The sequence below is a fragment of the Mycobacterium sp. SA01 genome, from assembly GCF_041287105.1.
Lineage (GTDB): Bacteria > Actinomycetota > Actinomycetes > Mycobacteriales > Mycobacteriaceae > Mycobacterium.
This window is the reverse complement of the sequence record NZ_JBGGNO010000016.1, coordinates 348400-374016: the sequence shown is the minus strand read 5'-3', so window position 1 is coordinate 374016 and position 25617 is coordinate 348400. Positions and strand designations below refer to the sequence as shown.

Annotated in this window: 27 protein-coding genes; 15 read left to right on the top strand and 12 right to left on the bottom strand. The window is 67.9% G+C overall.

Translation table 11 applies throughout. The features are described from left to right. Positions 1–6 precede the first annotated feature (6 nt). The 6 genes from AB4879_RS09540 to pheA all read right to left on the bottom strand — a co-directional run bounded on the left by AB4879_RS09540 (position 7) and on the right by pheA (position 5894). On the bottom strand, positions 7–750 hold the full coding sequence (locus AB4879_RS09540) for a hypothetical protein (protein ID WP_102806023.1): 744 nt from the start codon (positions 748–750) through the stop codon (positions 7–9). Then, a complete protein-coding gene (locus AB4879_RS09535; RefSeq protein ID WP_102806022.1) occupies positions 747–1967 on the bottom strand; it encodes a zinc ribbon domain-containing protein in 1221 nt (406 codons plus the stop codon). Before AB4879_RS09535 ends, AB4879_RS09540 begins: the two co-directional genes overlap by 4 nt. After that, on the bottom strand, positions 1964–3571 hold the full coding sequence (locus AB4879_RS09530) for a peptidase S53 (RefSeq protein WP_370507393.1): 1608 nt from the start codon (positions 3569–3571) through the stop codon (positions 1964–1966). Before AB4879_RS09530 ends, AB4879_RS09535 begins: the two co-directional genes overlap by 4 nt. A 42-nt stretch (positions 3572–3613) precedes the next feature. Continuing rightward, positions 3614–3814, bottom strand: coding sequence for a hypothetical protein (locus tag AB4879_RS09525; protein ID WP_370507392.1), 201 nt, complete (start codon positions 3812–3814; stop codon positions 3614–3616). A 476-nt stretch (positions 3815–4290) separates the two neighbouring features. Then, the gene (locus tag AB4879_RS09520) at positions 4291–4977 is read right to left on the bottom strand and encodes a histidine phosphatase family protein (RefSeq protein WP_370507391.1); all 687 of its coding nucleotides are present in this window, start codon (positions 4975–4977) and stop codon (positions 4291–4293) included. Then, on the bottom strand, positions 4974–5894 hold the full coding sequence (gene pheA / locus AB4879_RS09515; RefSeq protein ID WP_370507390.1) for a prephenate dehydratase: 921 nt from the start codon (positions 5892–5894) through the stop codon (positions 4974–4976). The genes AB4879_RS09520 and pheA overlap by 4 nt, the downstream gene beginning before the upstream one ends. A 95-nt stretch (positions 5895–5989) precedes the next feature. Between pheA and AB4879_RS09510 the strand changes: the two genes are divergently transcribed. Genes AB4879_RS09510 through AB4879_RS09500 form a run of 3 tightly spaced genes read left to right on the top strand, consistent with a single transcriptional unit; the run spans position 5990 to position 8792 of the window. After that, complete coding sequence (locus tag AB4879_RS09510) at positions 5990–6760, top strand: DUF2470 domain-containing protein (RefSeq protein ID WP_370507389.1); 771 nt, start codon at positions 5990–5992, stop codon at positions 6758–6760. A gap of 18 nt (positions 6761–6778) precedes the next feature. Beyond that, positions 6779–7546, top strand: coding sequence for a CPBP family intramembrane glutamic endopeptidase (locus AB4879_RS09505; protein WP_370507388.1), 768 nt, complete (start codon positions 6779–6781; stop codon positions 7544–7546). 22 nt (positions 7547–7568) lie between these two features. Further along, positions 7569–8792, top strand: a complete 1224-nt coding sequence (locus tag AB4879_RS09500) for an LCP family protein (RefSeq protein WP_370507387.1) — start codon at positions 7569–7571, stop codon at positions 8790–8792. On the opposite strand, the gene AB4879_RS09495 is transcribed toward AB4879_RS09500, so the two are convergent. Together AB4879_RS09495 and AB4879_RS09490 are read right to left on the bottom strand one after the other, a co-directional pair. Beyond that, the gene (locus AB4879_RS09495) at positions 8789–9610 is read right to left on the bottom strand and encodes a glycerophosphodiester phosphodiesterase (protein WP_370507386.1); all 822 of its coding nucleotides are present in this window, start codon (positions 9608–9610) and stop codon (positions 8789–8791) included. The two genes, AB4879_RS09500 and AB4879_RS09495, sit on opposite strands and share 4 nt — an antisense overlap. A gap of 4 nt (positions 9611–9614) precedes the next feature. Then, the gene (locus tag AB4879_RS09490) at positions 9615–10667 is read right to left on the bottom strand and encodes a DUF4328 domain-containing protein (RefSeq protein ID WP_370507385.1); all 1053 of its coding nucleotides are present in this window, start codon (positions 10665–10667) and stop codon (positions 9615–9617) included. Positions 10668–11182: 515 nt separating this feature from the next. Here AB4879_RS09490 and AB4879_RS09485 point away from each other — a divergent pair. The 4 genes from AB4879_RS09485 to AB4879_RS09470 all read left to right on the top strand — a co-directional run bounded on the left by AB4879_RS09485 (position 11183) and on the right by AB4879_RS09470 (position 13841). Next, positions 11183–11344: a hypothetical protein gene (locus tag AB4879_RS09485; protein ID WP_165760953.1), complete on the top strand. Its 162-nt coding sequence runs from the start codon at positions 11183–11185 to the stop codon at positions 11342–11344. A gap of 147 nt (positions 11345–11491) precedes the next feature. Then, positions 11492–12025: a hypothetical protein gene (locus AB4879_RS09480; RefSeq protein ID WP_036342027.1), complete on the top strand. Its 534-nt coding sequence runs from the start codon at positions 11492–11494 to the stop codon at positions 12023–12025. A gap of 303 nt (positions 12026–12328) precedes the next feature. After that, positions 12329–13117: a TMEM165/GDT1 family protein gene (locus tag AB4879_RS09475; protein ID WP_370507384.1), complete on the top strand. Its 789-nt coding sequence runs from the start codon at positions 12329–12331 to the stop codon at positions 13115–13117. A 325-nt stretch (positions 13118–13442) separates the two neighbouring features. Further along, the gene (locus tag AB4879_RS09470) at positions 13443–13841 is read left to right on the top strand and encodes a hypothetical protein (RefSeq protein ID WP_036346519.1); all 399 of its coding nucleotides are present in this window, start codon (positions 13443–13445) and stop codon (positions 13839–13841) included. A 44-nt stretch (positions 13842–13885) separates the two neighbouring features. On the opposite strand, the gene AB4879_RS09465 is transcribed toward AB4879_RS09470, so the two are convergent. From AB4879_RS09465 to AB4879_RS09455, 3 genes are read right to left on the bottom strand one after another with little or no spacing between them, the layout of a single operon-like run. Then, positions 13886–15031 (bottom strand): hypothetical protein, encoded by a 1146-nt coding sequence (locus AB4879_RS09465; RefSeq protein WP_370507383.1) that lies wholly within the window; start codon positions 15029–15031, stop codon positions 13886–13888. Continuing rightward, positions 15028–15519: an ImmA/IrrE family metallo-endopeptidase gene (locus tag AB4879_RS09460; protein ID WP_370507382.1), complete on the bottom strand. Its 492-nt coding sequence runs from the start codon at positions 15517–15519 to the stop codon at positions 15028–15030. Before AB4879_RS09460 ends, AB4879_RS09465 begins: the two co-directional genes overlap by 4 nt. Before the next feature lie 42 nt (positions 15520–15561). After that, positions 15562–16575, bottom strand: coding sequence for a hypothetical protein (locus AB4879_RS09455; protein WP_370507381.1), 1014 nt, complete (start codon positions 16573–16575; stop codon positions 15562–15564). A 170-nt stretch (positions 16576–16745) separates the two neighbouring features. Between AB4879_RS09455 and AB4879_RS09450 the strand changes: the two genes are divergently transcribed. The 5 genes from AB4879_RS09450 to rraA are packed head-to-tail and all read left to right on the top strand — an operon-like array spanning position 16746 to position 19615. Beyond that, complete coding sequence (locus AB4879_RS09450; RefSeq protein WP_370507380.1) at positions 16746–17402, top strand: DUF6474 family protein; 657 nt, start codon at positions 16746–16748, stop codon at positions 17400–17402. Next, positions 17402–18094, top strand: a complete 693-nt coding sequence (locus AB4879_RS09445; protein WP_102806009.1) for a YcnI family protein — start codon at positions 17402–17404, stop codon at positions 18092–18094. The genes AB4879_RS09450 and AB4879_RS09445 overlap by 1 nt, the downstream gene beginning before the upstream one ends. Beyond that, positions 18091–18600, top strand: a complete 510-nt coding sequence (locus tag AB4879_RS09440; RefSeq protein ID WP_370507379.1) for a copper resistance protein CopC — start codon at positions 18091–18093, stop codon at positions 18598–18600. The genes AB4879_RS09445 and AB4879_RS09440 overlap by 4 nt, the downstream gene beginning before the upstream one ends. Before the next feature lie 56 nt (positions 18601–18656). Beyond that, positions 18657–19130: a hypothetical protein gene (locus AB4879_RS09435; RefSeq protein ID WP_370507378.1), complete on the top strand. Its 474-nt coding sequence runs from the start codon at positions 18657–18659 to the stop codon at positions 19128–19130. A 2-nt stretch (positions 19131–19132) separates the two neighbouring features. After that, complete coding sequence (gene rraA, locus AB4879_RS09430) at positions 19133–19615, top strand: ribonuclease E activity regulator RraA (RefSeq protein ID WP_370507377.1); 483 nt, start codon at positions 19133–19135, stop codon at positions 19613–19615. Here the strand turns inward: rraA and AB4879_RS09425 are convergent. After that, positions 19612–21081, bottom strand: coding sequence for a flavin-containing monooxygenase (locus tag AB4879_RS09425; protein ID WP_370507376.1), 1470 nt, complete (start codon positions 21079–21081; stop codon positions 19612–19614). The genes rraA and AB4879_RS09425 overlap by 4 nt on opposite strands. Before the next feature lie 77 nt (positions 21082–21158). Between AB4879_RS09425 and AB4879_RS09420 the strand changes: the two genes are divergently transcribed. The 3 genes from AB4879_RS09420 to dinB are packed head-to-tail and all read left to right on the top strand — an operon-like array spanning position 21159 to position 25585. Next, positions 21159–21803: a TetR/AcrR family transcriptional regulator gene (locus tag AB4879_RS09420; protein WP_199189790.1), complete on the top strand. Its 645-nt coding sequence runs from the start codon at positions 21159–21161 to the stop codon at positions 21801–21803. Between the two features lie 56 nt (positions 21804–21859). Continuing rightward, positions 21860–24352, top strand: coding sequence for a transglycosylase/D,D-transpeptidase PonA2 (ponA2, locus tag AB4879_RS09415; RefSeq protein WP_370507375.1), 2493 nt, complete (start codon positions 21860–21862; stop codon positions 24350–24352). A gap of 27 nt (positions 24353–24379) precedes the next feature. Continuing rightward, positions 24380–25585, top strand: a complete 1206-nt coding sequence (gene dinB / locus AB4879_RS09410; protein ID WP_370507374.1) for a DNA polymerase IV — start codon at positions 24380–24382, stop codon at positions 25583–25585. Positions 25586–25617 lie beyond the last annotated feature (32 nt).

The window sequence follows — 25617 nt, the reverse complement described above, 5'->3', positions numbered from 1 at the left end:
GGCAGTTCAGCGCGGCGGGTCACCCTGCCAGGCGAAGCTGTTGACGTATTTGCCCATGTCCTGGGCGATCTGCAGGTTGGCGCCTGACGGGAGGCCGGGACCGAAATCCGGACCGAACGCGTGGTACGGGCCGACAGCGCCGGCCACCAGCGCCAGATCGTTCTTGATCGCCACCAGCAGCACGGTGCGCAGGCGGATGTAGCTGTTGGACGTCCCCTGCGGCCAGGTGTCGGCGACCTCGCCGTAGCCGGGTTGATAGCCGACCATCGCGTTGGGGATCTCGTAGGCGATCTTGGCGTCGGGGAACTTCTTCTTCAACAGATCACGGGCGATGGTCTGCGGGTCGCGGCCATTCGCTGGCTCGGAAAACAGTTGCAGCACACCGGTATCCCCGGCGGTGAACTTCGCGGTCACGCCGTTGCCTTCGGTGGAGATCTCGTAGGCCGAATTCGCTGTCGGATAGGACACGGAGAATGAGCCGTCCGCCGCGGTGAAGCGGGGAAGTCCCGTCACGGGCGTGCCCATCGGCGGGGCACCGCATTCGGGCGGACACATGTAGCGCGGGGCCTTCTTGGTGACCGACAGTGACACCCCGACCAGAATCAAGGCGACGACGACGATCCCCGCCATCCAAATTCCGACGGTGCGACTGAATTTGGGGCGCCGCACTTCCGGGGCGACATAGAGCCCGGCCGGCAGCGCATACCCGACGAACTTCTCCTCGCCGGCAGCGGCCGAGGGTGCGGTCACGACCCCTCCGCGGCGACCTGTCGAACCGGACGCAACTCACGGCGCTCATGTCGCGACGCGCGCGACGACGCCCGGGTGGCCACGCCGCACGCCGGGCAGAACGCCATATCGGGAACCACGTGCTGACAGTGGATGCACAGCAGCGGCTCGTCCAGCTCGATCGGATCGTGCGCTTCGTGAAGAAGCGCGAGCTGCAACGCGATTCGGAGCAGAACCAGTACCACCAACGTCATCACGACGTGGACGGCCAGCATCCGGAGCTGCTCCATCCCCATGATGTCGGTGATCGCGACACCGGTGTGAATCACCACCACCACGATCGCCAACGCGAACAGCACGGCGCGGGTTCGGCCGGGGTGCTCATGCGGGTTGGAGTTCTGGCCCTTGAACCACAACGCGATACCGATCATCCCGCCGGCCACGGCGGCGGTGAGCGGAATCGTCACGCCACACAACAGCGCCTCGACGAGCAGGCCCTTCATCGGACGGCTGTGCGCCAACAGTCCGGTGGCGAACTGCGGTGCAAGCCGGGTCAGGGTCGCGCCGGCGGCGAACATCAGCGCGGACAGTGCCCCAACGACGAACCCGTCCAGGGATTCTCGCGAATTCGGCCGCAGCACCCGAACCAGGACCGTGGGCACCAGCATCAAGATCATCCCGCCCGCGGGGATGATCATGCCTTCGCGCACAAGGTGATGAATCGCCATGCCCGCGGCCATCGGCACGCCATAGGCGCGGGCCACCATCTGACCCGTCAACAGCGTCCAGCCCACCCCGAGCGCCGCCCCCAGCGTGCCGGCCAGCAGCAGTGACCATGTGGACATGTCGCGGTACACCGCCGATTCGGCGAGGTACAGCACGAACAACAGCGGCAACCCGAGCGCGGCGACGGTGATCAGCGCCGCGGGCATCTTCACGACGGCGAACACGACCAGGCCGACGAGCACCAGTGCCAGCCCCACCCGGAATGGCGTCCGGGACCGCTGTGGCAGATGCGGGAACAGCGAGCTGGCTATCGCCGGCAGCAAGACGCTCTCGCCCGGCGACGCACCAAAGGTGTCGCCCCGCAGCCGGCCCAGCCATCGCGGTCCGCGGTGGGGTTCGTCGGCCGCGTGCGCGCCGCAGTAGCCGCAGAACGCCCCGGCGGGGACGTCGATCTGGCAGACCGAACATTGCATCGTCGGAACGTCGTCGATGCCGTTCTCCGGCGCACTCATCCGACCACCTTCTGGGTCACAAGGATATTCTGCGCCAGATTCTCGATATTGGGAGTGCCCAGCCCGGTCACCAGGTCATAGCCCGGTCCGGCATTGTCCACCGCGTTACCGCCGAGCACGACGTCACGGAAGGCGGGCAGCGGCGTGCCCTGGGCGATGGCGTAGAGCAGCGGGTTGATGTTGCCGATCAGCGAACCGCCCTTGTCGACCACGAACTGGTTCATCAACGCGGTCAATCCGGCCCAGATGGGTGCGGCCAGCGAAGTGCCCCCGCCGACGATCACCTGCTGGTTGAACACGATCTGCACGCCGGTGAAGGGGTCGGCCACGGCCGCGATATCGGGCGTCAGCCGCTTGCCGTCACCTTTGGGCGCGCTGAGGTGCTGCTGCCACTCGGGCCGATCGAAGAGCGCCGACACACCGCCGCCGGTGCCTTGCGACAGTGGCGGGTCGAACCAGGACTGCTCGGCGAGCCAGTCCCCTTTGTCGTCGGTGGACACCGTCGTGCCGCCGACGTCGGTCATCTCCGGCATCGACGCCACGGCGTCCAGTCCCACGTCGTTGTCGCTCGGTGGTGACGACCACTCGTCGCCGCCCTTGCAGTCGAGGCCGGCCAGGTCACCGCTGGCATCGAAAGCTGTTGTGCCCGAACGATGTGCGGACGACAGAGCCGCCCGTACCGGCACCAGGTCGGCGGCGGTGATGAGCTTGTCGCAACCCCAGCCGATGGAGAAGCTCCACACCGCGCCGGGGTAGGTGCGCTCAGTGTCCTCCATGAGTTTGGCGATCTTCTCGTAGGAGCCGTCGCCCTCGACGGTGGACCGCGCATTGACGAGCACCTTCTTGGCGTCGGGGGCGATCGCGTGGATGGACTCGAGGTCCATCGTCGCCTCGCCGCGCCGTGCCGGCGGCATGCCGCCCACCACATCCGGGGTGAACTTGGGCAGGGTGAACGACGACGCGAAGGTGTCGAGGTCGGCTTGGTCGAAGCCGTCGAACGCGAACACCACGACCGTGGTGCCCTTGCCGGTATAGCCCTTGTCGTGCAATGGCATCGCGTTGTAGGTGCGCAATAGGGCGCTGGGGGTCAGTCCCTGGTCGGGCACCTCAAGGGGCAGCATCCAGACCTTGGACTCGCGGTGCGGCGTATAGCCGAGGATGCGACCGAGGCCGGCCACCTCCACAGTGAGCGACTGCGGTACCGACGGCTGTTGGGGTGAAGCGTAGAAGACCTGGCCGCGTTTGCCGCGGTAGTCATGGACGTCGACATCGAACGCACCGGAAACCGCGTCGGGCGCACCTTCGAGAATCGCCCAGCTGTCGCCGGGCCGCCAGCGCACTGAAAGGTTTTGTTGGACAGCCCACCCCATCAAAAGATCGGGCCGAGAATCATCACGCAGCGCAGCAGTCAACTGAACGTGATCGGTGCGCGCCGGGCCGAGATCGACGGAACTGGCGAGCAGAGACGCGTACGGGCCGCTGATCGCACCGATACCGGCGGGTGCCGGTGGACGGTGCAGATCAGCGACCAGTACTACAGCAGCGGTCAGTACCCCGAGCAGACCAACCGCGGACAGTGCCCGGAGGCGATTGACCCCGATCACTGTCGGCGGAGGGTTGCTGCGGAGGGATACCGACCGAACGGCCTAGTTACCGCCGGTGATGACGTTGCCGGGCAGCGCGGTCGGAGCGGGCGGAGCCTTGACCGTCGGCGTGAAGGAGTTGGGGCCACCAGGCGCGACAGCCTTCTCCGTGGGCGACGGCGCAGGAGCGCTGGTGGTGGTGGTCGGCGTGGTGCTCTCCGGCGCCTTTTCCTTGTTGTTACCGCAAGCGGTCAGCGTGCCCATTCCGACAATCGCGAGGCCGCCAGCAAAAAGCGCAATCTGTCGAGTCAAACGACCTGACATCATGATCAGTCCTTACTTCGTATTGCCGGGTGAATCGTCGAGTTGCTGGCTGGCCCGGCAGTTAACCAGCCCACCCCCGAAGGGCCGAGGACACTCAAGATATCTCACCACACCAGCTATTGCATAGCTAATTTCGCGACGGGCGAAAATTAGCTTGCTGGCGTCAGCGTGGCAACCGTGCAGTGTCGGACCGCAGTGCTAGGAACGAACCATGGATTCGAGTTGCCGAGAATGCGCTGCTGGCCTGGCACATTGCCACGGTACCTTGATCGTCCACGACCTGCATCGCGGCGAGTGCACCGAGCCGGATTGCGACGATCCCGAGCTGGTACTTCACCTGTTGGTGATCGATTGCGAAGCGGTCGGGTGTTCCTGCTCTCAGCAAACGACTCACTCATTGGCTGTGTGAAGTCGCCTCAGCCCATCGGATCGATGGATTCGAGCGCGTCCTCGATCGGATGCGCGTCGGGCTCGGGGTAGAACGGCGGGCTGAGTGATCCCCACTGCACGCAGCTCCATCGCCCGTCGGTGATCGGCGCCAGGACCACCGACTCGGCGTTGGCCAGGTGGTGGTCCAGCACAAAGGTGCTCTCCACCCCCGCGAGGGTCGCCGCGATCAGCCGGATCGCCGCGCCGTGACTCACCACGACGATGTCGTCGGTCCAGGCGTGGTCGTCGAGGTAGCGCAGCCGCAGATCGGTGATCGACGGTAGATAGCGCTCCAGCACATCGTTGGCACTCTCCCCGCCGGGCATGGGAACCGTCAGTTCGCCTTGGTGCCAGCGCTGGTAGATCGCGTTGAACTCCGCGATCGCATCGTCGTCGTTGCGATTCTCCAGTTCGCCGGCCTGCACCTCGTGGATGCCCTCGAATTCCTCGGCGGACAGCCGGAATTGCGCACCGATCTCCTCGGCGGTCTGAGCGGCCCGCCGGGCGACGGAGTGCACCAGAAGTCCCGGACGCCGGCTGCGGGACAAGGCGAATTCGCGGGCCTGTTCGCGGCCGAGGTCGGTCAGGTCCGCACCGGGTGGACGGGTGTCGAGGCGGCGCTCGACGTTGCCGTGGGATTGCCCGTGCCGCAGCAGGATCAGCCGCCCACTCATGTCGGGTCCCCGTCACGGAGCCGGATCAGCCAGCGATCCGCTTCGTCTGGCTGCGGCGGTGTCGCGCCGGTGGCCGATTCCGTCGGCCACGATCCCAGGAATCGCACGTCGGCGCAGCGTCGATGCAGCGCCTTGAGCGCTTCGGCGACCGCGGAGTCGTCGATGTGGCCGACGCAATCCAGAAAGAACACGTAGGTGCCCAATTCGATTCTGGTGGGCCGGGATTCGATCCGGGTCAGATCGATGTCGCGGATGCCGAACTCGGTCATCGCCGACACCAGCGCCCCTGGGGTGTTGTCGATCCGCAACACCACAGACGTGCGGTCGGCGCCGGTGCGCGGCGGTGGCGGGCCGGGCCTGCCGACCAGGACGAACCGCGTCCGGGCGTTGGGCTCGTCGACCACCCCGTCGGCCAGCGTGCCCAGCCCGTAGCGCTGCGCGGCCAGCGCCGTGCTGACCCCCGCGTCGGCGCGGCCGGCGGCCACCTCCTGAGCGGCAGCCGCATTCGAGTGGGCCGGAACCAGTTCCGCATCCGGCAGATGGTCACTCAGCCAGCGACGCACCTGCGCGGCGGCGATCGGAAACGCCGCAACGGTCCGCACCGCGGCGCGGTCCTGGCCGTCACGCACCACGATGCTGAACGCAACGTCGAGAGTGAGTTCCGCATAGATCTGCAGCGGCACACCGGTCGCCAGGCTGTCCAGGGTCGGCAGCACACTTCCCTCGATCGAGTTCTCGATCGGCACGCACGCGAAATCCGCTGTGCCGGCCCGGACGGCCGCCAATGCCGCCGGGGTGCTGTCTGTCGGCTCGGGCTGCGCGGCGCCGTCACCCGGAACGACACCGGCCGCGCACATCTTGAGCAGTGCCGCTTCGGTGAACGTGCCCTCGGGACCGAGGTAGGCGATGCGGGCCACGGTTCAACCCTATCGGTTCCGTCTCGCGGGAAAGCCTTGCGCGACCACACGTCGGTAGTTAACTTAGGCTTACCTCACTAGCCGGAAGGTGCGCGATGACCTCAGCGACGCTCACAACACCAACCACCGCCGAACGCGTTCGCAGTGCCTGTGCGCGTGCGGCCGGAGCGATGCTGGTCGCCGACGACGTCGCCCCCGCCACCACACCCCTGCACCATCTTCTGCCCGGCGGATCCTTCGCGGTCAGCCTGGACTCCGAGTCGGCGCTGGCGGCTCGCGCCCGTTGCGCCGGTACCGACGGCATCGCGGCCGTGCTCGAGCTCACCGATTACGCCCCGCTGCCGTTGCGAGAGCCGGTGCGGTCCCTGGTGTGGATCCGCGGCCGAGTCCAAAGCGTGCCCGGGCACGCCGTACGCACGATGGTCGACATGATCGCGACCGACCACCCCAACCCGGCACTGCTGGACATCGGGTCCGGCCAGGCGCTGTTCCTGCTGGAAGTGGAGTCCGTCGTCGTCGCCGATGCCGGCGGTGCCGAAACCGTCTGTTTGCACGAACTGCTGACCGCACGGCCGGACCCGTTCTGCGAGTTCGAATCGGCCTGGCTGCGGCATCTGGACAATGACCATCCCGAAGTCCTCGCACGACTGGCCGGCAAGCTGCCCGCTCAACTGCGGCGCGGGCGGGTGCGCCCGCTCGGGCTGGACCGCTACGGCGTGCGGCTACGCGTCGAGGGCACCGACGGCGATCACGATGTCCGCCTGCCGTTCGCCGCACCGGTGCACGACGTCCCCGCGCTGGGTCGCGCGATCCGGCTGCTGATGGGCTGCCCGTTCGTCAACGGCCTGCGCGCCCGTCGCATGTAGGGCCGTTACCGTGTCGGGGTGACCGCGCCCCGCGACAACTTCCTCGCCACCGACCGGCGTGGGCTGCGCATCGAGATCGGCGTCATGCTCGCCGTCACCTTCGGTGTCAGCGCGGTCACCGCGATCCTGCAGTTGCTCGACGGTGTCCTGTCCGGACTGGCCGGACGACGAGTTCGGTTGAATCCCAATCTATCTCGCTACGACCTGATCAACCTCGGCCTGAACCTGGCCTCCGTCGCCCAGTTGGTGGCCTGGGGCGCTCTCGGCCTGTATCTGTTGTGGCGCAGCGGAACCAGCCCGGCACGACTCGGGCTCGGCCGGGTGCGCTGGCGTTCGGACATCCTGGGCGGTCTGGGCCTGGCCGCGCTGATCGGCATTCCCGGCCTACTGCTGTATCTGGCCGCGCGATGGCTGGGGATGAACGCCCAGGTCGAGGCGTCGGCGCTGCACGACACCTGGTGGCGCATCCCGGTCCTGATCTTCTCCGCGTTCGCCAACGGCTTCGCCGAGGAAGTGGTGGTGGTCGGGTACCTGATCACCCGGTTGAAGCAACTGGGCCTCAGCCAGAACCGCTCGATCCTGATCTCCAGCGTCCTGCGTGGGATGTACCACCTCTATCAGGGGTTCGGAGCGGGTCTCGGCAACCTGGTGATGGGCCTGATCTTCGGCTACGCCTGGTGCCGGACGGGGCGCTTGTGGCCGTTGGTGATCGCGCATGGCGTCATCGACACCGTCGCATTCGTGGGTTACGTCGCACTCGCCGGTCATGTTGGCTGGCTCAGGTGAGTCCGGCACGTAAATTGACCTGGTGAGCGACGACTGGCGGCGGCGCCCCGCGCCGGATCCGCCGACCGAGCGGATACCGCGTGCCACACCGCCGCGCCGCGAGCCCTCCGAGGTGATCCGCCGCGCACCCGGCTATCGGCCACCACCACCGCCCCCGCGCCCGGCACCCCCACCGCCTTCACCGGCGCCCCGTCAACCACCTCCGCGCCAGGCCACGCCCCCGCCGCCTCCCCCACCTCGGCGACCTCCGCCACCACCTCCCCCAGCAGCGCCACCGAAGCGTAAGAAGCATTGGGGCCGAAGGATTTTCGCCACACTGATCATCGTCGTCCTGCTCGTGGTCGGCGGACTCGTCGGCGGTGCCGTCTGGATCGACACGTCACTGCACCGGGTCACCGTGTTCGACTACGCCGACCGGCCGGCGGCGGGTGCGGGCACGACGTGGCTGCTGGTCGGGTCCGACAGCCGGGCCGGTCTGACCCCCGAGCAACAAGCCCAGCTGGCGACCGGCGGTGACCTCGGCAACGGCCGCACCGACACGATCCTGCTCGTTCACATCCCCGGGTTGGGCTCCGGCGCACCGACCACGATGGTGTCCCTGCCGCGCGACTCCTACGTGAACATTCCCGGCTACGGCAAGGACAAGATCAACGCCGCCTTCGCCGAGGGCGGCGCGCCGCTGCTGGCACAGACCGTCGAAGAAGCGACCGGGCTACACCTCGACCACTACGCCGAAGTGGGTTTCGATGGTTTCGCCGTGGTGGTCGACGCGCTCGGCGGTGTCGACGTGTGCCCTGCCGACCCGATCGACGATCCGCTGGCCGGGATCACCGTGCCCGCGGGCTGCCAGACCCTCGACGGGAGCAAGGCGCTGGGCTACGTGCGCAGCCGCGCGACGCCGCGGGCCGACCTGGATCGGATGGTGCATCAGCGCGAGTTCATGGCCGCCGTGATGCACCGGGCGAGCAGTCCTCTGGTGTGGCTCAATCCGTGGCGCTGGTACTCGGTGCCGAAGGCCGCCGTCGGATCGCTCACTGTCGACAGCGGCGACCACGTCTGGGATCTGGCCCAGCTGGGCTGGGCGCTGCACGGCTCGACCACCGCGATCACGGTGCCGATCGGTGAGTTCACCGGAAACAGCTCCGGGTCGGTGGTGGTGTGGGATACCGACGCCGCCGACCAGCTGTTCCAGGCGCTGCGCACCGATTCGGCCATCCCGCAATCGGTGCTCGACGCTCAGCCCTAGTCGCCGGGGACCGCCAGCGGGTTCTGCAACCAGGCTTTGGTCCGGCCCGGATGGTTGGTCGCGATCCAGCCGACGCCGAGGTCGCGGCAATATCCGACGTCCTCGTAGTGGTCGACCGTCCAGCAGTACATGGCCCGGCCCTGGGCGGCGGCCCTGTCGACGAGTTCGGGATGCTCCCGCAGCGTGGCGATGGACGGGCCGACGGCCGTGGCCCCGACGGTCGTGGCGGCGCTGCCGCCCAGATAGCGCGACGTCTCACCGAGCAGCACGGTCGGCAGCAGCGGCGCGGCACGGCGGATCCGCCAGACCGCCGCGGCCGAGAACGACATCACCACCGCGCGGGACAGATCGGCGGAGGCCGGCGCGGCGATGCCGTAGCGATGCAGCAGGGCCAGCACCTTGCTCTCCACCAGGCCGCCGTAGCGCACCGGATGTTTGGTCTCGATGAACATTTTCACCGGCCGGTTCCAGTCCAGAACCAGCCGGACCAGGTCATCGAGGGTGAGTAGCCCGGTTCCCTCCGGCGGCTTCTCGGCGTCGGCGCTGCTGTGCCAGGCACCCCAGTCCAGCCGTTTGAGTTCAGCGAGTGTCATCTCGCTGACCAGGCCGGTACCGGTCGAGGTGCGATCCACCCGGCGGTCGTGCACGCACACCAGATGGCCGTCGCGAGTCAGGCGGACATCGCACTCGACTCCGTCGGCACCTTCGGCCAGGGCCAGCTCGTAGGCGGCCAGGGTGTGCTCGGGACAATCGGCCGACGCGCCCCGGTGGGCCACCACGAAGGGGTGCCCGCCGTGCGGATCGCCGGCCGAGTGCATACGCCTATGCTGCCGGTTCCCGTTGGTCTGGCTCAACCGCTGGCGGCGTTTCCGATTCGCCGGGTCCCGGCTGATCGGTACCGGGCTGTTCTTGTCCGACCATCACCCACCGGTGCAGCGGCCGTTCGACCGGCTTGCGCACGAACGCGTCGAACACCTGCCACAACAACACCAGCACCGCCGCACCCAGCAGATAGGCGATGACGACCGTCACGGTGTTGTCGGCGATTCCCTGCGGCTTGGTGGTGAAGCTGGTGGCGATCCCGAAGATCGATACCGCGGTCGACAGCACCCACGCGATCCACCACGCGGCGATCGGTCCGCGCAGCCGAGCCTCCGACTGTTCGGCGTGCGCAAGTTCGATGACGTACACCGGCGCCCACACCAAGTTGGCGATCGGCACCAAGCTGCCGACCCACAGCGCCCAGGCCGGCCGCGGGTCGTCCTGTCCCAGATGCGCATAGACCGCCGCGCGGCGGGTGATCAACCACCACGCCATGACACCCGCGGTCAGGATCATCGACACGATGGCGGCCAGACTGAGCAACACGCCGAGCCACAGCGCCGCGCCGGCAACCAGCGGGGGCAGCAGCGTCGTCCGATTGATCAGCAGCAACACGTAGCGAACGATGTGGATCGCCGCGGCCAGGCCGAAGATGGCGATCCCCGACAGCAGCGCGGCGCGGACGGTGACGGGTGCCGGCCCTTCTTTCGCGGTGGACTCGCCCTGCACCGGGGCCTGCGGAAGATTGTCGGCGAGCCCCCAGCGCGGGATGTAGGCGTACCGGGGCGTCGGTCCGAGATGACGATGACGACGGCGCGGTGGCGGGGGCGGCCCAGGCCGGACCGCTATCCAGCGGAACCCTGACGGCAGACGGGGCGCGCCGGTCTGCGGCGCGGGACTGCGCGCCGGCGGATGTGTGGTGGCGCCCGGGCTCCAGCGGGGATCCGGCGGACCGGTCGGTGCCATCAGGGCGCCATTGCAGCGTGGGCACCAGGCGCGCTGGCGGTCGCGCACATTCCACCGCGTTCCGCATTGGGAGCACACCTGAATCACGCGGACCAGCCTAGCGAGCGCGAGCGCAAGTCGGAGCGACCCGGCGGGCCGTCATCGAGCCGGAATTGTGGCACGCAGTGCAAGTACACCCTTTCGGGACGTGCAGCAATGATCGGCTATCCACAGTTTCCACAGGTTTATCCACAGCGCTCTACCCCGGTTAATGGGCAGTGAGCGCACCTTCTCGCCATGGAGACGGGCAGTATCTGTGGATAACAGCGCGGCCGTAGAGCGCCCTGATCAACAACTTGGTTACGAGCGAGCGAAATCGGTTGGCCCACTAACCGTCCGATGAGGGGCCGCGACGCGCCGAACGACACGCCGACACCTTCGCGCCGACTGTGATCTTCAATACCCCGCACCGCGAAACACCAAACCAAAAATTTTCTGCGCGCTGGTCACGGCGGTGGGCCAATTTTCTTACCGCTACCGATGGGGTTATGATCGCGCTCACAGTTAACCTGTGACGATTTTCACTAGGGGCGGTAGTTGAACATGCTGGTCAGGACGGTGTGATGGCATATCAGCAGCCATACCGGGCTCAGTCCGGGTCGCAGCAGTCGCATTGGTATGCCCCGTCTGCGACCTGTAACCGCTCGTACATGCTGGCCGCGCTGCGGGCCGGAGTCATCGCTCTCGTGCTGCTGGGCATCCTCGCCCTGATCGTTCTGTTCTGAGCCCGCGCCCGGGGGTTTCCATCCGACGGCGATTTGCCTCTCGTTAGCACTCGTGTCCGCTTGCGTGCCAGGCGTTACGTACCGCATCCTGAATCGAACCGACCCACTGTCGAGTCGCACTGGCATAACGAGTGTCGCGGAGGCGAGATGGAAAATGGTTCCGGACGTTCGGTCGAAGTCGCCCCATTTCATTCTCGTGGTGCCCTCAAGGGCTTTGTGGTTTCCGGCCGCTGGCCCAACTCCACCAAGGAATGGGCCCAGCTTCTGATGGTCGCGGTTCGCGTCGCCTCGCTGCCCGGATTGCTCTCCACGACAACGATTTTCGGCGTCAGGGAGGAGCTCCCCGACAAGCCGCAGCCGGGCACCGTCGGTCTGGTGCTCGCCGAGGGCACGGTGGTCGGTGAATCCGCCGTTCCGCCAGGACATTTCGCTGAACGTCAGCCGCCAGCACTACTGATGCTGCATCCCCCCTCGGAGACCACGCCGTCGCTGCCGGAGTGCACGGGTGCGGCGTCGGGGTGCGTCCTGCTGCCCGGCATTCCGCATCTGGGGTTGGAACATCGCGCCGCCTGGGTCGAGGCGGAGTCCGACGGCACGATCACCGGCATGGTCAGCCGCGTCGGCGTGGACCCGATCAGCCATCCCGACACGGCGATCCTGGCGATGTTGCTGGCCGCTTAGTGTTGTGAGGGTACCCGAACTTTCTGACGCGGTGCCCCAAATTTATTGCTGCGGTTGGTCTTTCGCGAAGCACGGGTTGCGGGTAGTGCGTCGCTGCACGTAGTGTTGGCGTCAGCGAAGGGGAGTAGCCCCCAATCGGACAATCGACATACTGGCCCGGCGTACATCGCGGGCCCGGTTGTCCGGCCGGCGTGCGTTTGCGTTTCCGGTGGGCGAGACCTTCGGCCGTTAGACCGTTAGTGGTTGTCGGCCGGAGGCATCTGTATCGCCCCTGACGACAGCCACCCGATCGAGGAGTCTCGGGTGCTTGCCGCTCTGATCCTGAGTTTCGCCGTCATCTTCGTCGCCGAGTTGGGCGACAAGTCGCAGTTGATGGCCATGACGTTCGCACTGCGCCATCGCTGGTGGGTGGTGCTGTCCGGCATCACCGTGGCGACCACGGCGGTGCACCTGATCTCCGTCGCCGTCGGGCACTACCTGGGCGCGGCCCTGCCGACGCACCTGCTGGGCATCCTCGCCGGCGTCGCCTTCGTCGTGTTCGGTCTATGGACGCTGCGTGGCGACAAGCTCTCCGAGGACGAGGCCGGCAAGGCCCAACGCAACAGCGCACCGGCTTTCTTCGCCGTGACGTCCGCGTTCCTGCTGGCCGAGCTCGGCGACAAGACGATGCTCGCGACGATCACCCTGGCCGCCGACAACGACTGGGTCGGCGTCTGGATCGGATCCACTATCGGCATGGTGGCCGCAGACGCGCTGGCGATCCTCGTCGGCGCCTTGGCCGGCAAGCACCTTCCCGAGCGGTTGATCCAGCTGGGCGCGGCAGCGCTGTTCCTCGTGTTCGGCGTGTCGATGCTGATCGAGGGCGCGTTCCCGGCGGCATCCGGCATCGTCGTCGGCGCGATATCCGTCGCGGCGGTCGCGCTGGCCGCAGCCGCACTGCGGGCGCTACCGCCCCGCCTGCGCCCCGCCGCCCTGCGGCCGGCCCCCCGGGTGGCACCGTCTCCCGATGACGCCCCCGAGTCGGTGCCGTCGGCGGTCGGCGGTGACGGTGGCCGGGGAGCGGCGCCGAAGCCACCCGCCGAGCCTGCATAACCGCACTTACAGCAAAGCGGTTTTCGGCAACTGCCCGCTGGGGGCGCGGTTGCTCAGGGTACTCTCAGGTTCTTGACTGAGCGATGATCGATCGCGCGCTGTGCCAAGATGCGCCCGACCTTGCTTTTCTTTGCCTAACGCCCCGCTCCGAGCACGTGCTCACCACGCGAATCTCCCGCGTCGTTGTTTGCCACATCTCGGAAAAACCACGCGCGCGTCAATTATCTAGTAGTTTGCACTTGGTTGTCGGCGGATGTGTCGCTACGATGATCAGCAAATAAGCCAACGGAAACGACCGCTCCTGGCGCATGTGGAGGGCAAGAAGATGAGCACGACGTTCTCGGCGCGACTGAATCGCCTGTTCGACACGGTGTATCCGCCCGGCCGGGGTCCGCATACCTCCGCGGAAGTCATCGCCGCACTGAAGTCCGAAGGCATCACGATGTCGGCTCCGTACCTGTCTCAGCTGCGTTCAGGCAACCGGACGAATCCGTCATCCACCACCATGACGGCGCTTGCCAACTTCTTCCGTATCAAGCCGGCCTACTTCACCGACGACGAGTACTACGAGAAGCTCGACAAAGAACTGACCTGGCTGGCCAACATGCGTGACGAGGGTGTGCGTCGCATTGCCGCGCGTACCGTCGGGCTGTCTCCGGAGGCCCAGCAGGACATCGTGACCAAGGTCGACGAGCTGCGTCGTCGGGAACACCTCGACGATTAGCCCGCTGCTCCCGGAACGGGACAGTCGGCAACGTTAGATTCCTTTCACAGCGCAACGGTTGGCCTGCGCTGCTCCAGCGCGCGGTACTGCCGTGCGATTTCGAGGATCCATTCCCGGTCCGAATAGCTTTCGGGCTGCCCGAGCCAGCTCATCCCGGGGAATTTCCCTTGTCCTGCGGGCTGCGCCACGCGCGGTGTGCGCCGGCCGGCGTATATCCACTTCGCGATCGCCATCGCCTGCGCGTCAGGGCTGACGCCGGTGCGCTCGACATCGGCCAGCACGTCCACCGCCGCGCCATCCGGCCCACCGGCCCGCAGGTGCTCGGCCATGGTGGCCTCCATGTACAGCGCGTCGGAAATCAGGGACAACCGCTCGGCCACCCGGAAAATCAGTGGCCCGCGCGGCCGTTCACCGATACCGACTTCTGGCTGCCGCCGCTCCAGTTCGGTCAGCAGCGGATCGATGAGGCGCAGTTCGCGCCGCCCACCGAACCAGTCCTCGATCGCGGGCAACAACGACCCGGCCGCCACGATCGCCATTGCCGCGCCCAGCAGCGTCGCCGCGGTGCCAACGCCGACCAGCCGCGAGGTGCCCACCGCGCGGATGAGGAAGAACGCGGTAGCCGCCACCAGCAGTGCGATGCCGAGGGTGAACACGAACAGTGCTCGACCGCGACGGGTCCGATTCGAATGGCGCATGCCCGCCCACAGCACCAACGTGCAGGCCAGCATCACGTACAGCAGCGGCAACAGCCACGGCAGCGAGGTATTGGTCGACCCGAGATTGCGCCGCAGGTATTCCTCCGGCGACATCTCCGGCTGCTGACCGGACAGGAAGAACAGCACCAGGCTCGCGACACCGATCACCGCGGCCACGGCGTACTGGACGGCGGCGATGCGGCGGACCGCTGCCGGGCTCCGCGTCGACGCGACGCTGGTGATCATCACGCAGCTGCCCGCCGCGCAGCCGATCAGCGCCAGTTGGCTCAGCCCGATGGAGATGTTGGACCAATGCAGGGCGCTGTCGATCAACAGGGTCAGCGGCGGCCAGTTCAACGCGGCGACCGCGGCCAGGCTGCCCAGGGCGACGATCATCGCGGAGCTGACCACCGACTGCTTGTTGACCAGTGCCCACCCGATGCGCAGGCCGGTGGCCATCCCGAGCAGACCGGCGATCAACCAGACGATCAACCAAACGCCTCTCCGAGGCGAACTTGCACGATCGATGACCTGTCCGACGGCGACCGGCCCAGGCGGTACAGCAGCAGGGCGGCGAAATCCTCGGCCTCCTGCTCGATGTCCTCTCCCCCGGGTCCCATGCACCCGGTGCGCTGGTTCAGCATGTAGCCGATGAGGTCATCGCTGGCCAGCTCGGCGACATCGCGGGCGGCCTCGGTGACCGGAATGCCGTAGTGCCCGAGCACAAGATGACCGAGTTCGTGGGCCAGCGTGCGATCCCAGGTCGGCAGGCCGTTCTGGATCATGAACACGTCGTGATCGGCGTATTGGCGCCACTGGCCGCACACCCCGGGCGGTAGATCGGCCATCGTGACCTCGATGGGCCGGTCCCGGTCGGCGCTGACCGCTGCCACCAGCCGGGTTAGGGAGATCTCCCCCCGGCGCGGCGCGAGGTCGAGGACGTCGTTGACCGCAGTCGTGACGCGGCGACTGGCCGACATCTGGTCCCCCTTCCCCGACGGCAGGTTGCGATGCGAACTGCGCTATTGCATGAACCGCGTCGTCCCGGCGGCCCGGACGAGATGGCCGGCCTTCGCTTGGCGGTATCCGAGAAATCCGCCGAGTCCGGTGAGCGCGAGGAGCCCGGCGAAACCGGGTAAGGCTACCGCCGCGACCTCGCCGATCTTGGCATCTTGGAGGTATTTCGGATAGCCAACCCTAGACGACGGGGGCACTTCTGTACCGGCTCCCGCGGACGTGGCGGGCGGCCGTTCACGCGTCGACGGGGATTCCCTCCCAGGGCCGCTGCGCGGGGCCGGCTCGGAACCCGGACCGACCGGACGCAGCGGCACCTCGAGCACCGGAGGCAGTCCGATCATCGGGGGCATCGTGATGGGCGGCGGCGTCACGCCGCTCGACCCCACCGCGCCGCTCTCGGCACTGACCACGGGCGGCTCCCCCGGCTCGCCCGGCTCGCCGGGCGGCGGAATCGTTCGCGGCGCGGCGTCGATCAGGCCCCCGCTGCCGCCACCGCCGCCACCGGCCTCGGGCGGCGGAGCAATCCGCGCACTCGGCGGCGCCTCGACGCCGACCCCGTCTCCCAGTGCGGCCCGCGGCCAGTGCAGCGGGGGCAACGGTGGCAGCGGCGGCAGCGGCGGCAGCACGATCGGCGGGAAATGCGGTAGCGGCAGACACGGCCAGCTCGACGGCCCACCCGGATCGCCGGGATGCCAACCGCCGCCGGGGATTTGGCCGGCCTGGGTGAGGACCCGACGGGGGCCCCTCGCGACGCCGCCGGCCGGCCGGTCGATGCCCGGGGTGATGGCGCTGCCGCGCGGTTTGTGCGGCCCGTTGTGTCGACGGCCGCTGTCCGCCCTGCCGTTCGGCGAGATGTTGCTGTCCGGGCCGGGCTGAGCCCCGTGCTCGCCGTCGCTGTTACCTACCGTGCCCGGGCTGGCGGCGGCCGGCGTCGCCGCCAGCACGGCCCCACCACCGCAGAGCAAACCGCACGCGATCACCCAGCTAATCGCTGCGGCACCCTTCGGCGAGCGGTTCACGACGTTCCTCGAGTTAGCGGTGCAGGTGGGCGCCGCGTCGGACGGTTCGGGATCATTGTGGCATATCCGCAGGTCGTGATAGGCCCCGTTGAGCCGGGCGATAGGGTTAGCTGACCCGATCGCGAGCGCGTCTCGCCGATCGCCGACGACCTACTCGGGAGGCATCAGGTATGGGCCTGTTCACCAAGCGCAAAAGCCGTGCGACGCGCCGCGCGGAGGCTCGCGCGATCAAGGCCCGCGCCAAGCTCGAGGCCAAGCTGTCGGCCCGCAACGAGGTGCGCCGCATCAAGGCCGCCGAGCGCTCCGAGAACAAGGTGCTCAAGGCGCAGCTGAAAGCCGCCCGCGACTCCGACCGGGCAGCGGTGAAAGTGGCCGAGGCGCAACTAAAGGCGGCCCGCGAGGGCAAACTTCTGTCGCCCACCCGGGTGCGGCGGGCGCTGACGGTGTCCCGGCTGCTGGCCCCCGTCATCGTCCCGGTGGCCTACCGCGCCGCGATCGCGGCCCGCGGCGTCATCGATGAGCGGCGCGCTGACCGGCTCGGCGTCCCACTGAGTCAGCTCGGACAGTTCTCCGGTCAGGGCGGGCAGTTGTCGGCCCGCATCGCCGGCGCGGAGAACTCACTGCGGATGGTTGCCGAGAAGAAGCCCAAGGACGCCGAGACCAAGCAGTTCGTCGCGGCGATGACCGAACGGCTCAATGCCCTGTCGGCGGCCATCCCGGCCGCGGAGAACATGCCGGGACAACGCCGCCGCGATGCGCACGCCGCGATCGCCGAACAGCTCGACGGAATCGACGCCGATCTGATGGCGCGCCTCGGCGTGCTGTGATGGCGCGCCATCGGGTGGTGACCCGTGCGCTGGCCCCGGCCGCCCTGCTGACCCTGAGCTCGTGGACGGTCGCCGCGACGGCCGGCGCGCACGTGCATGTCAACGCCGATCACGCCGTGCGCGGCGACTACGCGTTGGTGACCTTCCAGGTCCCCAATGAATCCGAAAAAGGCGTTCCGACAACGAAAGTCACGATCACGCTGCCCGGCGTCGCATCGGCGAGCACCGATGTGATGGCGGGCTGGACCGCCACCCTGGACCGCGATCCGGCCAGCGGTGCGTATCGATCCGTGACGTTCACGGCGACGCCCGACGCGGGTATCGGCGCCAGTCAGTTCGAGTTGTTTCCGCTGTCGATCAAACTGCCCGACGCCGATTCGGTGTCGTTCCCGGTGGCTCAGACCTACGCCGACGGCACTGTCGTGAACTGGGACCAGCCGCCACTGCCCGGCGGCGGTGAGCCGGAATATCCGGCTCCGGTCTTGCCGCTGACCGCCGGCCCGCACGAGCCGGAGGAGCATCACGCGACCCCACCGGGGACCGCGAGTCCCTCGGTGAGCGCCGCTCCGACGGCCGACGCGCAGGCCCCGACGCATGGCGGTGCCGACAACACCGCTCGGGCATTGGCCGGCGGTGCGCTGCTGGTGGCCGCGATCGGCGTCGGCGTCGCACTGGCCCGCCGGCGAACATGACCGCCCCGCGGCGGTTGGTCGCCATGGCGGTGCTGATCACCGCGATGGCGATGGCCGGAACGGCGGTGGCCTGGGCGCACGCCGTGCGGGTGTCCGCCGACCCGGCACCGGACGCCACGCTGTCCACGGCACCGACGCGCATCAGCGCCACCTTCAACGAACAGCTGCAGAGCGATTTCGCCGCGATGACCGTCGTGGGCCCCGACGGCAACCTGTGGTCCGACGGGACCCCGCAGGTGCAGGGCGCCGCGGTCAGCGTCGGCGTGCGTCCACTCGGCCCGGCCGGGTCCTACACCGTGAACTACCGAGTGACCTCGGCGGACGGCCACGTGGTGTCCGGTTCCTGGGCATTCACCATGACCGTCGCGGGCAGCGGCTCGCCGGGCCCATCGGCGACGGCGTCGACACCATCCGCAGACCGCGCACTGCCGGTCTGGCCGTTCATCGCCGGTGCCGTGGCGGTCATCGCCCTCGGCGTGATCTGGTCGCGGCTTCGCCGAACCTGACCCTGGCATGATGGGTGCCACTGCCGGCGACGAATGATTGAAGAGGAGCGCACCTGATGGCAGACGCGCAGGACCTGCCCGACGAGGGTCGCGACGCCACGCCGCCGGGGCCGCCGCCTCCGGAATCGGCCCCCGCCAAGAAGCAGCCGGCCAAAAAAGCGCCGGCGAAGAAGGCTGTGAAGAAGGCCCCGGCGAAGAAGGCGCCCGCGAAGGCTGCCGACCCGGCCAAGAAGGCCCCGGCCAAGAAGCCCCCGGCGAAGAAGGTGGCCGCCCCGCCGCCACCGCCACCGGTTGCCGAACCCGCCACGACCGCCGCGGGCAACGGTTCCGCACCGCTCACCGAGGGCGCCCGGGCCGCCGCCTACAACGCCAAGTCGTCGGTCGAGCAGGCCACCGACCCGGTCTCCACCCCGGCGATCGTGCCGGCGCCGGAACCATCGCGCTCCCCGCTGCCGTTCGCGGTGGCCTTCGCGGTGACGGTGTTGATCGCCCTGCTGGTACGTCGGTTGCGCCAGCGGAACGCGGAGTGAGCGTGGCCGTTGACTTCCGTCCCACCGCCGATCTGGTCGACGACATCGGCCCGGACGTCCGCAGCTGCGATGTGCAGTTCCGGCAGTTCGGTGCTCGCACCGAATTCGCCGGACCCATCAGCACGGTGCGCTGCTTCGAGGACAACGCGCTGCTGAAGTCGGTGCTCTCCGAACCCGGCGACGGGCGCGTACTGGTGATCGACGGCAATGCCTCGGTGCACACCGCCCTCGTCGGGGACGTGATCGCCGAGCTGGGTCGCTCCAATAGCTGGGCCGGTCTCATCGTGCACGGCGCGGTCCGCGACGCATCGACGTTGCGGACCCTCGAGATCGGCATCAAGGCACTGGGCACCAATCCGCGCAAGAGCACCAAGACCGGCGACGGTGAGCGTGATGTTCCGGTCAGCTTCGGCGGCGTCACCTTCGCGCCCGGCGAGATCGCCTACAGCGACGACGACGGGATCGTCGTCACCTCTGCAGACTAAACACCCACTGCAACACGGTTTTTGGTGAAGCTCAGCGCCTCATCGGCGACTTTGCCGCGCCGGATCAGCCGCAGGTCCAGCAGGTAGTTCTGCTTGAGCCGCCACGGTGCGCGCGAGCCCGCCTTGGGCAGCCGATCCAGTGCGCGCAAGACGTAGCCCGGTGTGAAGTCCATCAGCGGCCGTTCCTCGATATCGGCCGACGGCTGACTCGGAGCGACCCGGTCGTATCCGTTGGCGTCCATGTAATTTAGGACACGGCAGACGAATTCGGACACCAGATCAGCCTTCAGCGTCCACGACGCGTTGGTGTAGCCGATGGTGAACGCCATGTTGGGCACGCCGGAGAGCATCATGCCCTTGTACGCCATCGTGGTGTTCAGATCCAGCGCCTCACCGTCCATGGCGATCTCGGCTCCGCCGAACAGCTGGAGGTTCAAACCCGTTGCGGTGACGATGATGTCGGCCGCCAGCTCTTGACCTGACGCGAGCTTGATTCCCGTCGGCGTGAATCGCTCGATGGTGTCGGTCACCACCTCGGCCCGGCCCTTGCGGATGGTGCGAAACAGATCGCCGTTGGGCGCCAAGCACAGTCGCTCGTCCCACACCCGGTAGCTCGGCCCGAAATGCTTGTTGACGTCGTAGCCCTCGGGCAACCGGCGCTGCGCCATCGTCATCAACTGCTTGCGCATGAAGTTGGGGAACCGCCGGGCCAGCCGGTATTGCATGGACTGGAAGACGATGCTCTTCCACCGGTTGGCCACATAAGCGGGTTTGGCGGGCAGCAGCTTGTTCATCCGTACCGCGAACGGGTCGACGTCAGGCAGCGACCCGATGTAGGTCGGTGAACGCTGCAGCATCGTGACATGTTCTGCTCCCGAATTGGCAAGGGCCGGAATAAGAGTCACGGCTGTGGCACCGCTGCCGATGACGACGATGCGCTTGCCGGTGTAATCCAGATCCTCCGGCCAGTGCTGCGGATGGACGATCGTGCCGGTGAACTCGTCGGAGCCGGGGAACTGCGGCGAGTAGCCCTCGTCGTAGTTGTAATAGCCGCTGCACGCGAACAGGAACGAGCAGGTGATGTCTTTCTGCTCGCCATCGGCTTCCACTCGGACCGTCCAGAGGTTGTCGGCGCTGGACCACTCGGCGCGCACCACCCGGTTACGAAAGCGGATGTGCTTGTCGATGCCGTACTCGCGCACTGTGTCCTGGAGATACGACATGATCGACGGCCCGTCGGCGATCGACTTCTCCGACGTCCACGGCTTGAACCGGAAGCCGAGGGTGAACATGTCGGAGTCCGACCGGATGCCGGGGTACTTGAACAGATCCCAGGTGCCGCCGAGATTCTCGCGGCGCTCCAGCATCACAAAGCTCTTGCCCGGGCAGCGGTCCTGCAGATGCCAGGCGGCGCTGATGCCCGAGATGCCGGCTCCCACGATCACCACATCGACGTGTTCAGTCATGGCGGCGACGTTATCAACACCGTGTTGAATAGGTCAACAGTCTGTCGAGAAAATCAACACGCTGTAAAGTACAGCTCGTGCCAGCTGTCAGCCCGGCCCGCGTTCGCGGGCGCCGCGCCACCCGCCCATCCGGCGACGATCGCGAAGCGGCCATCCTGCGCACGCTCGAAGAGATGCTCACCGAACGGCCGTTCGCCGAGATCTCCGTGGACGAACTCGCCAAGGGCGCGGGCCTGTCCCGGCCGACGTTCTACTTCTATTTCGCCTCCAAGGACGCGGTGCTCGTGCGGCTGTTCACCCGGGCGATCACCGCGTCCGGCCCCGACCAGCAGCAGAGCGCCGACGTCCCGCGGCAGCCGCAGCAGGCCTGGCGTGACGGCATCTACGCCTTCTTCGATTCCCTGCGCCCGAACCGGGCGGTGGTGCTTGCCGGGCTCGGCGTGATGGCCACCAACACCGAACTCCGTGAGGTGTGGGCGAGCTTCATGACCGGCTGGATCGACTACACGGCAGCACTGATCACCCGGGAACGGGAGCGCGGGGCCGCACCCGACACCATCCCGGCGCGGGATCTCGCCACGGCGCTGAACCTGATGAACGAGCGGGTCGTGGTCGCCGCCCAGGGCACCCAACAGCCGACGCTCGCCGAGGACGCCGCCCTGGAATCCGTCGTCCACATCTGGATCACCAGCATTTACGGCGGGGCCCCGGCCTCGGTTTGATTCCGGCTTCGCATATTCGAATTCGCGGCCCGAGCGGCTGGCCCTAGTCTGGCGGCATGTCGGAGCCACACCCGTCGAGGGGTGCCACCATTGGCAAGCTCGCGTTGTACTGCGTGCTGGCCGGTGTGTTGGTGGCGGCCATGCTGTTTCCCCTGGCCGGTGGTGCGGGCATCGTGGTGAACCACGCCTCCGACGTGGCGGCGCAGGATTCCGCGCAGTTGATGGAGGGCGAGGTGCCCACGGTCTCCACGATGGTGGACGCCGCCGGGAACCCGATCGCCTGGATCTATGCCCAACGCCGGTGGCCGGTGCCCAGCGACCGGATCGCCGACACGATGAAGCTGGCGATCGTATCGATCGAGGACAAGCGCTTCGCCGACCACAACGGCGTCGACGTCCAGGGCACCCTGACCGGTCTGGTCGGCTACCTGCGGGGCGACCTCGACACCCGAGGTGGCTCGACGATCGAGCAGCAGTACATCAAGAACTACAACCTCCTGGTCAACGCCCAGACCGACGCCGAGCGGCGGGCGGCGGTCGAGACCACGCCGGCGCGCAAATTGCGCGAGATCCGGATGGCGCTGGCCCTGGACCGGGCGATCTCCAAGCCCGAGATCCTCACGAGGTACCTGAACCTGGTCTACTTCGGCAATGGCGCCTACGGGGTGCAGGATGCGGCCAAGACATACTTCGGGATCAACTCGGCGGACCTGAACTGGCAGCAGGCCGCGCTGCTGGCCGGCATCGTGCAGTCGACAAACGCGCTGAATCCCTACACCAACCCCGAGGCTGCGCTGGCCCGGCGCAACGTGGTCCTCGACACGATGATCGAGAATCTGCCGGACCGGGCCGAGGAGTTGCGCGCCGCCCGTGAGGCGCCGCTGGGCATCCTGCCGCAGCCGAACTCACTGCCGCAGGGCTGCATCGCCGCCGGCGACCGCGGGTTCTTCTGCGACTACGTGCTGCAGTATCTGGCGCGAGCAGGTCTGTCCAAGGACGACGTCGCGCGCAACGGCTACCTGATCCGCACCACCTTGGACCCGAAGGTCCAGAACAGCGTGAAGAAGGCGATCGACACCGTTGCCAGCCCGCAGCTCGACGGGGTGGCCAGCGTGATGTCGGTGATCCAGCCCGGCAAAACCAGTCACAAGGTGCTCGCCATGGGCGACAACCGCAACTACGGCCTGCAGCTCGACGCCGGTCAGACGGTCCAGCCGCAGCCGTTCTCACTGGCCGGTGACGGCGCCGGATCGATCTTCAAGATCTTCACCACCGCCGCCGCCATGGAGATGGGCATGGGGACCAACGCCCAGCTGGAGGTGCCGGCGCAGTTTCAGGGGAAAGGCCTGGGCAGCAGTAACACCCCGGGTTGTCCCAAAGAGACGTGGTGTGTGAAGAACGCAGGCAACTACCGCAGCCCGATGAGTGTGACGGATGCGCTGGCGCAGTCGCCCAACACCGCGTTCGCGCGGTTGATCGGCCAGATCGGGGTGCAGCGCGCGGTGGACATGGCCGTCAAGCTGGGGCTGCGCTCCTACGCCGAGCCCGGCACGGCGCGCGCCTATCAGCCGGACAGCAACGAGAGTCTGGCCGACTTCATCAAGCGCCAGAACCTCGGCTCGTTCACGCTGGGGCCGTTCGAGCTCAATGCCCTCGAATTGTCCAATGTGGCAGCCACATTGGCGTCGGGGGGCATGTGGTGCCCGCCCAGCCCGGTCGACAAGATCTTCGATCGGCACGGCCGGGAGGTCGCCGTCGAGACGCAAGCCTGCGAGCAGGCAGTTCCCGAGGGGCTGGCCAACACGCTGGCAAATGCTCTGTCCAAGGACGCCACCAGCGGCACCGCGGCCGGCTCGGCAGGCTCGGTCGGCTGGAGCCTGCCGATGTCGGGAAAGACCGGCACCACCGAATCGCACCGCTCCTCAGGCTTTCTCGGCTTCACCAACCAGTACGCCGCCGCCAACTACATCTTCGACGACTCGACCAATCCCGGCGGACTGTGCTCGTTTCCGTTGCGCAAGTGCGGATACGGGAACCTTTACGGCGGCAACGAGCCCGCACGCACCTGGTTCCTGGCAATGAAGCCGGTCGCCGAGGACTTCGGCCCGATCGCGCTGCCGCCCACCGACAAGCGATACGTCGAAGGCGGCCCGGGCAGCACCGTGCCGAGCGTGAGCAGCCTGAGCTTTGAAGCGGCGCGGAAACGCCTGCGGGAAGCCGGTTTCCAGGTCGCCGATCTCCCCACCCCGGTCAACAGCTTCTCGTCGCGGGGCACAGTCGTGGGGACCACCCCATCGGGCAAGACCATCCCGGGCTCGATCATCACGATCAATACCAGCAACGGGATACCACCCGCGCCACCGCCGGATCTGGCGCCGCCGCCTCCTCCCCCACCGCCGGACGCCCCGCCGCCGGACGTCAACGTCATCAACATTCCGGGCCTGCCGCCGATCACGCTGCCGATGTGGCCGCCACCGGCACCGCCGCCACCGCCGCCCGCACCTGAGCCGCCGCCACCGCCGCCGGCTGACGGGCCCGCGCCGCCGTAGGCAATTGTCGGACCGGCATGCGAACATATGTTCGTGTCCGGCGCCCGGGCGACCATCCTGCACGCTGATCTCGACTCGTTCTACGCCTCCGTCGAGCAGCGCGATGACCCGACGCTGCGCGGTCGTCCGGTGATCGTCGGCGGCGGCGTCGTGCTGGCCGCCAGCTATGAGGCCAAGGCATATGGGGTGCGCACCGCGATGGGCGGCCACCAGGCCCGCCGGCTGTGCCCCGCAGCCGTGGTCGTCCCGCCGCGGATGTCTGCCTACAGCCAGGCCAGTGACGACGTCTTCGCGGTGTTCCGCGACACCACACCGCTGGTCGAACCGCTCTCGGTGGACGAGGCTTTCCTCGACGTCGCCGGGCTGCAGCGGCTGGCCGGCGACCCGGTGCAGATTGGGGCACGGCTGCGGGACGAGGTTCGCGACCGGGTCGGGCTACCGATCACGGTGGGTATCGCGCGCACCAAGTTCCTGGCCAAGGTCGCCAGCCAGGAAGCGAAACCGGACGGGCTGCTGCTGGTGCCACCCGAGCGGGAGCTGGAATTCCTGCACCCGCTGCCGGTGCGCAGGCTGTGGGGCGTGGGACCCAAGACGGCCGACAAGTTGCACGCGTACGGCATCGAGACCGTCGCCCAGGTCGCCGAGCTCGGGGAGTCGATGCTGGCGTCGATGGTCGGGCCGGCGATGGGCAGGCAGCTGTATTCGTTGTCGCGCAATATCGACCGGCGCCGGGTCGACACCGGCCGGCGTCGCCGCTCGGTGGGCGCCCAGCGCGCGCTGGGCCGGCGCCGGATCAGTCCTGGCGAGCTGGACGCCGTGGTGATCGGCCTGGTGGACCGGATCACCCGCCGGATGCGCTCGGCGCAGCGCACCGGCCGAACAGTGGTGCTGCGCTTGCGTTTTGATGACTTCACCCGAGTCACGCGGTCGCACACCATGGCCAGGGCCACCGGGTCCACCGCACCGATCCTGGCCGCTGCCCGTGACCTGGTCGCTGCCGCCGCGCCGCTGATCGCCGAGCGTGGCATCACGCTGATCGGCTTTGCCGTCAGCAATATCGACCCCGGTGGCGCTCAGCAGCTGGAGCTTCCGCTCGACGGCGGGCGCCCCGAGACGCTGGACCTCGACGCGGCCGTCGACCGTGTCCGGCGGCGGTATGGCAATGCGGTACTCACTCGCGGTGTCCTGGTCGGGCGGGATCCGGATCTGGAGATGCCGCACCTGCCGGATTAGCCCGCCGAGTGCCATCGCGCATCGCCGCACCC

Coding starts and splice junctions, on each gene's coding strand:
- AB4879_RS09535 (WP_102806022.1), bottom strand. CDS start 1,967: ATGAGTGCGCCGGAGAACGGCATCGACGACGTTCCGACGATGCAATGT.
- AB4879_RS09525 (WP_370507392.1), bottom strand. CDS start 3,814: ATGGGCACGCTGACCGCTTGCGGTAACAACAAGGAAAAGGCGCCGGAG.
- AB4879_RS09520 (WP_370507391.1), bottom strand. CDS start 4,977: ATGAGTGGGCGGCTGATCCTGCTGCGGCACGGGCAATCCCACGGCAAC.
- AB4879_RS09510 (WP_370507389.1), top strand. CDS start 5,990: ATGACCTCAGCGACGCTCACAACACCAACCACCGCCGAACGCGTTCGC.
- AB4879_RS09495 (WP_370507386.1), bottom strand. CDS start 9,610: ATGCACTCGGCCGGCGATCCGCACGGCGGGCACCCCTTCGTGGTGGCC.
- AB4879_RS09485 (WP_165760953.1), top strand. CDS start 11,183: ATGGCATATCAGCAGCCATACCGGGCTCAGTCCGGGTCGCAGCAGTCG.
- AB4879_RS09480 (WP_036342027.1), top strand. CDS start 11,492: ATGGAAAATGGTTCCGGACGTTCGGTCGAAGTCGCCCCATTTCATTCT.
- AB4879_RS09470 (WP_036346519.1), top strand. CDS start 13,443: ATGAGCACGACGTTCTCGGCGCGACTGAATCGCCTGTTCGACACGGTG.
- AB4879_RS09460 (WP_370507382.1), bottom strand. CDS start 15,519: ATGTCGGCCAGTCGCCGCGTCACGACTGCGGTCAACGACGTCCTCGAC.
- AB4879_RS09450 (WP_370507380.1), top strand. CDS start 16,746: ATGGGCCTGTTCACCAAGCGCAAAAGCCGTGCGACGCGCCGCGCGGAG.
- AB4879_RS09445 (WP_102806009.1), top strand. CDS start 17,402: ATGGCGCGCCATCGGGTGGTGACCCGTGCGCTGGCCCCGGCCGCCCTG.
- AB4879_RS09440 (WP_370507379.1), top strand. CDS start 18,091: ATGACCGCCCCGCGGCGGTTGGTCGCCATGGCGGTGCTGATCACCGCG.
- AB4879_RS09435 (WP_370507378.1), top strand. CDS start 18,657: ATGGCAGACGCGCAGGACCTGCCCGACGAGGGTCGCGACGCCACGCCG.
- AB4879_RS09425 (WP_370507376.1), bottom strand. CDS start 21,081: ATGACTGAACACGTCGATGTGGTGATCGTGGGAGCCGGCATCTCGGGC.
- ponA2 (WP_370507375.1), top strand. CDS start 21,860: ATGTCGGAGCCACACCCGTCGAGGGGTGCCACCATTGGCAAGCTCGCG.
- dinB (WP_370507374.1), top strand. CDS start 24,380: ATGTTCGTGTCCGGCGCCCGGGCGACCATCCTGCACGCTGATCTCGAC.